This is a genomic window from Flavobacterium sp. (genome assembly GCF_032153895.1).
In the GTDB taxonomy this organism is placed as follows: Bacteria; Bacteroidota; Bacteroidia; order Flavobacteriales; family Flavobacteriaceae; genus Flavobacterium.
Genome location: NZ_JALDYN010000008.1, coordinates 76,408 through 82,481 on the forward strand (window position 1 = coordinate 76,408; position 6,074 = coordinate 82,481).

Annotated in this window: 4 protein-coding genes; 1 reads left to right on the forward strand and 3 read right to left on the reverse strand. The window is 37.5% G+C overall.

Translation table 11 applies throughout. The features are described 5' to 3' along the window. Positions 1-45: 45 nt before the first annotated feature. Positions 46-552 (forward strand): CAP domain-containing protein, encoded by a 507-nt coding sequence (locus RUH60_RS05095; RefSeq protein ID WP_313806086.1) that lies wholly within the window; start codon positions 46-48, stop codon positions 550-552. A 104-nt stretch (positions 553-656) separates the two neighbouring features. Here the strand turns inward: RUH60_RS05095 and RUH60_RS05100 are convergent, their stop codons facing one another. From RUH60_RS05100 to RUH60_RS05110, 3 genes are all read right to left on the reverse strand, one after another. After that, positions 657-2,591, reverse strand: coding sequence for an OmpA family protein (locus RUH60_RS05100; protein WP_313806087.1), 1,935 nt, complete (start codon positions 2,589-2,591; stop codon positions 657-659). Between the two features lie 11 nt (positions 2,592-2,602). Then, entirely contained in the window at positions 2,603-3,511 is a 909-nt protein-coding gene (locus RUH60_RS05105; protein ID WP_313806088.1) for a type IX secretion system membrane protein PorP/SprF, read from the reverse strand. Between the two features lie 41 nt (positions 3,512-3,552). After that, on the reverse strand, positions 3,553-6,074 hold a 2,522-nt coding region (locus RUH60_RS05110; protein ID WP_313806089.1), incomplete at its 5' end, for a gliding motility-associated C-terminal domain-containing protein.

Here is a 6,074-nt window from a genome sequence, read left to right on the forward strand (position 1 = left end):
ATCAGTTGCGTATTGGTGACGGAAATTTAATATTTAAGTGCTATTATGAGATTATCAATTTTTCGTTCCTTATTATTTGTTTCATTGCTTATTACTTTTGCTTCTTGTTCATCAGACAGTTCGGATGAATCAATAGAAGATACAAATACAAAATATGTTGTAAACGATAAATACGATTATTCAGCTGTAGAGTTGGAAATTGTTGATCGCATTAACCAGTATCGTACAAGTCAAGGCTTAAACGCACTTGTTACAATCAATCATATTTCTAATGTTGCTGAAGATCATGACTACTATATGATTGAAAACGACAAATTAACACACGCCCTTTTTGCCCAAAGAGAGGAGAATTTAAGAGCTACTGTCGGAGCGGTTGCTGTTGGAGAAAACATTGCGTATAACTATTCGACTGCGCAGTCTGTGGTTGATGCATGGTTGGCAAGTCCTTCGCACAAAGCTAACATTGAAGGTAATTATTCACACATGGGTATTTCTGTAAGAGAAAATGCTGAAGGGAAGAAATACTTTACCAATTTGTTTATCAGAAAATAAGCGTGATTAAAATATGTGTTTAGTTTCTGGGTTTAAATAATCCAAAAAAAGAAAAGCATCCGCCAATAACGGATGCTTTTTTAATTCTGATTGTAATTAAATAACTATTCTAAACTTAAGATAATAAATTCACTACGTCTGTTTTTTTGATGATCTGCCTCACTACATTGAACACCATCAGAGCAACCATTTACTAATTGTGTTTCCCCAAAACCTTTGGCAGTTAAACGACTTCTCTCAATTCCGTTTTTAACCATATATTCCAATGTTGATTTTGCTCTTCGGTCAGACAATCTTTCGTTGTATTTGTGAGTTTGTCTACTGTCTGTGTGTGAACGAATATCAACTTTCATGTTTGGATATTGTTTCATTACGGCAACGATTTTTTCTAAATCTACAGCAGCGTCAGGGCGAATATTCCATTTGTCTAAGTCGAAATAGATGATGCTGATATCGAATGTTTTAGCCAAATCGGTACCAACATCAATCGGTTTAACTCTTTTTTCCAGAGCAATATCACCTCTTGATTCTCCTGATTTTAAAGGAGTTGATAAACTAATTTCTTTAGTTTCGTAATCAGTCTGTTCAGCTCTGATGTAATATTTTTTATCACAGTCGATTTCTTCTTCAAAAACATAATTTCCTTCAGCATCAGCTTCAACAACTTTGATTAATTCCATATTTGAATCGAATAACGAAACTTTTGAACCTGGTAAAGCTGCTGCGGTTTCTTTATCGGTAATTGTTCCTTTTAAAAGCTGTTCGCAAACATTTTCTACAAATTTGTAAATATCGTCTGAACCAGCTCCACCATCACGATTAGAAGTAACATAACCAACATGTGTTTTTGTATTTACTACATAACCGAAATCGTCTTTTGCGCTGTTAACCGGAGCACCAACGTTTTTAATTACCGTGTAACTCCCGTCTTTATTCATTTTGGATTCGAAAACATCTAAACCTCCAATTCCTAAATGATCATCTGAAGCAAAGTACAATACATTTTTATCAGTAATGAACGGAAAGGTTTCACGCATTGGAGTATTGATGTCTTTTCCTAGATTTTCAGGTGTTCCGAAAGAACCATTTTCGTTAATCGCAACTCTAAAAATATCCGACTGACCAAAAGTTCCCGGCATATCTGATGAAAAATAAAGTGTTTTCTCATCAGCACTCAAAGCAGGATGCGCCACGCTGTAATCATTACTGTTGAATGGTAATTCTGTGATGTCATCCCATTTACCGTCTTTCAAAGTGGCTTTGTATATCTTTAATTTATTGATTTTGTCAGCACTTTTTCCTTTTTTACCGTCATTATAATTGTTTCGGGTAAAATAAACGGTGTTGCCGTCTTTGGTGAAAACCGGTGTGGCTTCATTGAATTTGGTATCCAAATCTTCAGCATATTCTTTGGCATCGCTCAGTTTACCATCTTCACCCATTTGAGAAGAATACAATCGTGTGTAATATTGTCCTGTCCAAGAATGTTTCTTCTGAAATACATCACCAGTTGAGCGCGCAGACGTAAAAATTAACTCATTGTCTTTCAGGAAAGAACCGTATTCTGAAAATTCGGTGTTGATTCCGGCATCTTCTAATTTATAACGATCTGAATTTACTCGTAAGGTTTGTAAATAATCTTTGTTGTTCTGTAATTCAGTACCGGTTGGATTATTGGTTTTCTGAAAGAATTTAATCAGATATTCATCCGCTTTGTCGTATTTTCCAACTGCTTTTAAGGATTGTGCATATCGGAAATAATATTCCGGCTCAACATCTGATGTAAGCGCAAATAGCTCGCTGTACCATCTTTCGGCTTTATCATATTCTCCATTGAAATAGTATGAATTACCCAGTTTTTCAAACAAATCTGGTGATTTGTGCCCTTTTTCGGCCACTTTTTCATAAATCTCAATAGCGTCTATGTAAGCGTATTTGTCGTATTTTTTATCTCCCGAAGCAAGTCGCCCTATTCCTAATTGTGAATAAGCGTTGCATGTAATGAAGACGGCCAGTATTAATAATGCTTTAGTTTTCATAATCATTAGGTTTAGAAGAAACGTGGAGTTAGCATTTTAGAATTATTGAACAACTCAAATCGGAGGAAAACCTCATGTGATCCGGAGTTATAATTCTGTAATTGAGTAGTTTCAGCATCATAAGCATACCCAATAAATACGGAATTGCTTATCTGAAATCCTGCCATCGCACTCCACGCAGCATCCCAACGATAGGCTGCCCCAAGAGTTAATTTTTCGTATAGTAAAAAGTTTAAAGAACCATCCATTTGTAAAGGAGCTCCTTCAACAGCTTTGGCTAAAATTGAAGGTTTGATTTTTAAATTCGGATTGGCTTCAAAAACATAACCTGTGATAAAGTAATAGTGCAATCTTTCCTGTGTAATGGAAATCGAATTGTCTTTGTAGCGTTTGGTTTCAAAGAAATTCGGAACGGATAATCCGGCATAGAACTTATCGGAATACAAGTAAATTCCGGCTCCCACATTCGGGCTGAAATCATTGTCCAGATTTTGAAATTGCGGGTCATTCTGATGCTGAATATTCAGTTTGTTAACATCGATACTGAAAAGATTTGCAGTTCCTTTTAATCCGAAAGCCAGTTTATAATTTTCTGACATTGGAATAAAGTATGATAAATCTGCGGAAATGGCGTTTTCTTCTGCCGGACCAATTCGGTCATTTACAAAGGAAAGCCCAATTCCGAAACTTGAATCACCAATTGGAGAGTTCAAAGAAAAAGCATTGGTTGTTGGCGCACCGTCTAAACCAACCCATTGGCTTCTGTGCAATCCGAAAATACTCAAAACTTCTCTCGAACCAGCGTAACCAGGATTTATATTTACAGTATTGTACATATACTGTGTGTATTGTGAGTCTTGTTGAGAATACCCCATAATACCTATTAATCCTAAAATGAGTGTTGCTATTTTTGTTTTCATGATCACTAATTTAAATTAATTTTGATTACAGTATATGAGAATTATCTGTTTAAATATAAGTATCCTGATTTATCCAGCCAATTTCCTGTTTCATTACTTTTGTATTTCAATATGTAGAAATAGGTTCCGTCTGGTAACTCTTCGCCTCGATTAAGTGTGGTACGGCCTTCTGATACTCCGTTGAAAGAAATATCTGCGTTGTTGTAGCCGTCTTCGTCATACACTAAGATTCCCCATCTGTTATAGATTTTAACATTGTTTTCTGCATAACAGGTTATACCTTCGATATGGAAAATGTCATTCAATCCATCCTGATTAGGAGAAACTGCATTGAATACATTTATTGCACATTCAGCCAATACACCACAATCGTCTAGAACATGAATGTAGAATTCGTATTTTCTAGGACAGTAGCTATTTTGAGTACTTAAGGTGTAACCCAAAGTATAATAACCTACCGGAAGTTGTGTCACATTCAGAATGTTTCCTTGTAAAGCAAATTCAAAACCTACGTTTTCAATAGCCCAAGTTCCGTCGTATTCATCTTCAGACACCAAACCATTTAATAGCTGATTCAGATTGTAATTTGCATTTGCTGTATCATTACTACAAAGTTCTTTGGTTCCTGCGTTGAACGTTTCGCCAACGGTTACATGAATGATTTGAGTGATTTCGGTTGAATTATCACAAGTGTCTGTAGCAGTCCAGTTTCTGATGATGTCGTAAGAGATGATTAAATTGTTTTCATCCATTACTTCATTTACAATCGTTTCAGAACTTTCTACCGTTACACTTCCACCACAATTATCTGTGAAAGTAAGTGTTGGCATTTCTGGAATGTTGTTACAGCTTACAGTTAATTCTGAAACAAAATCTTCATCTTCAAGAATAGGAGCGATGTCGTCATTAACAGTTATTACTTGTGTTGCAGTAGAAGTATTACCACATGCATCTGTAAATGTCCAAGTTCTTGTTACAATGAATGAATTAGCACAATTTCCTTCTGAACCACCTTCGATGCTATCCACACCTTCAACAGTAATTTCTCCCTGACAATTATCGTTTGCAGTTAAAGAAACCATTGCTGGAACTTCAGATTGACAAGCCACAGTTACATCAGCCGGAGCTTGCGGAGCGATTGGCGCTAAGTCATCCACCACATTAATTGTTTGTGATACTGAAGAAGTGTTACCACACGCGTCCACAAAAGTCCAAGTTCTGGTTACTACAAAGTTGTTAGCACATTCGCCTTGAGCGATGCTATCTACACCTTGTACAGTAATTTCACCTTGACAGTTATCGTTTGCAGTTAAAGAAATCATTGCCGGAACTTCTGACTGACAAGCCACAGTTACATCAGCCGGAGCTTGCGGAGCAATTGGAGCTAAATCATCAATCACATTAATTGTTTGTGATACTGAAGAAGTGTTACCACAAGCGTCAACAAAAGTCCAAGTTCTGATTACTACGAAGTTGTTGGCGCATTCACCTTGAGTGATGCTATCCACACCTTGTACAGTAATTTCACCCTGACAGTTATCGTTTGCAGTAAGCGAAACCATTGCCGGAACTTCAGATTGACAAGCCACAGTTACATCAGCCGGAGCCTGCGGAGCAATTGGCGCTAAATCATCAATCACATTGATAGTTTGTGATACTGAAGAAGTATTGCCACACGCGTCCACAAAAGTCCAAGTTCTGGTTACTACAAAGTTGTTAGCACATTCGCCTTGAGCGATGCTATCCACACCTTGTACAGTAATTTCACCTTGACAGTTGTCGTTTGCAGTTAAAGAAACCATTGCCGGAACTTCAGATTGACAAGCTACAGTTACATCAGCCGGAGCTTGAGGAGCAATTGGGGCTAAATCATCAATCACATTAATTGTTTGTGATACTGAAGAAGTGTTTCCACACGCATCAACAAAAGTCCAAGTTCTGGTTACGATGAAGTTGTTAGCACATTCACCTTGAGCGATACTATCTACACCTTGTACAGTAATTTCACCCTGACAGTTATCGTTTGCAGTTAAAGAAACCATTGCCGGAACTTCAGATTGACAAGCCACAGTTACATCAGCCGGAGCTTGCGGAGCGATTGGCGCTAAGTCATCAATCACATTAATAGTTTGTGATACTGAAGAAGTGTTTCCACAAGCATCAACAAAAGTCCAAGTTCTGGTTACTACGAAGTTGTTAGCACATTCACCTTGAGCGATGCTATCTACACCATCCACAGTAATTTCTCCCTGACAGTTATCGTTAGCAGTTAAAGAAACCATTGCCGGAACTTCAGATTGACAAGCTACAGTTACATCAGCCGGAGCTTGCGGAGTGATTGGCGCTAAATCATCAATCACATTTATAGTTTGTGAAACCGATGAAGTATTACCACACGCGTCAACAAAAGTCCAAGTTCTTGTTACTACGAAGTTGTTGGCACATTCGCCTTGAGCAATGCTATCCACACCTTGTACAGTAATTTCACCCTGACAGTTATCGTTAGCCGTTAAAGAAACCATTGCCGGAACTTCAGATTGACAAGCTACAGTTACATCAGCCG

Excerpts from the sequence above, each read along its gene's own strand:
- RUH60_RS05095 (WP_313806086.1), top strand. The coding sequence starts at position 46 with ATGAGATTATCAATTTTTCGTTCCTTATTATTTGTTTCATTGCTTATT.
- RUH60_RS05100 (WP_313806087.1), bottom strand. The coding sequence starts at position 2,591 with ATGAAAACTAAAGCATTATTAATACTGGCCGTCTTCATTACATGCAAC.
- RUH60_RS05105 (WP_313806088.1), bottom strand. The coding sequence starts at position 3,511 with ATGAAAACAAAAATAGCAACACTCATTTTAGGATTAATAGGTATTATG.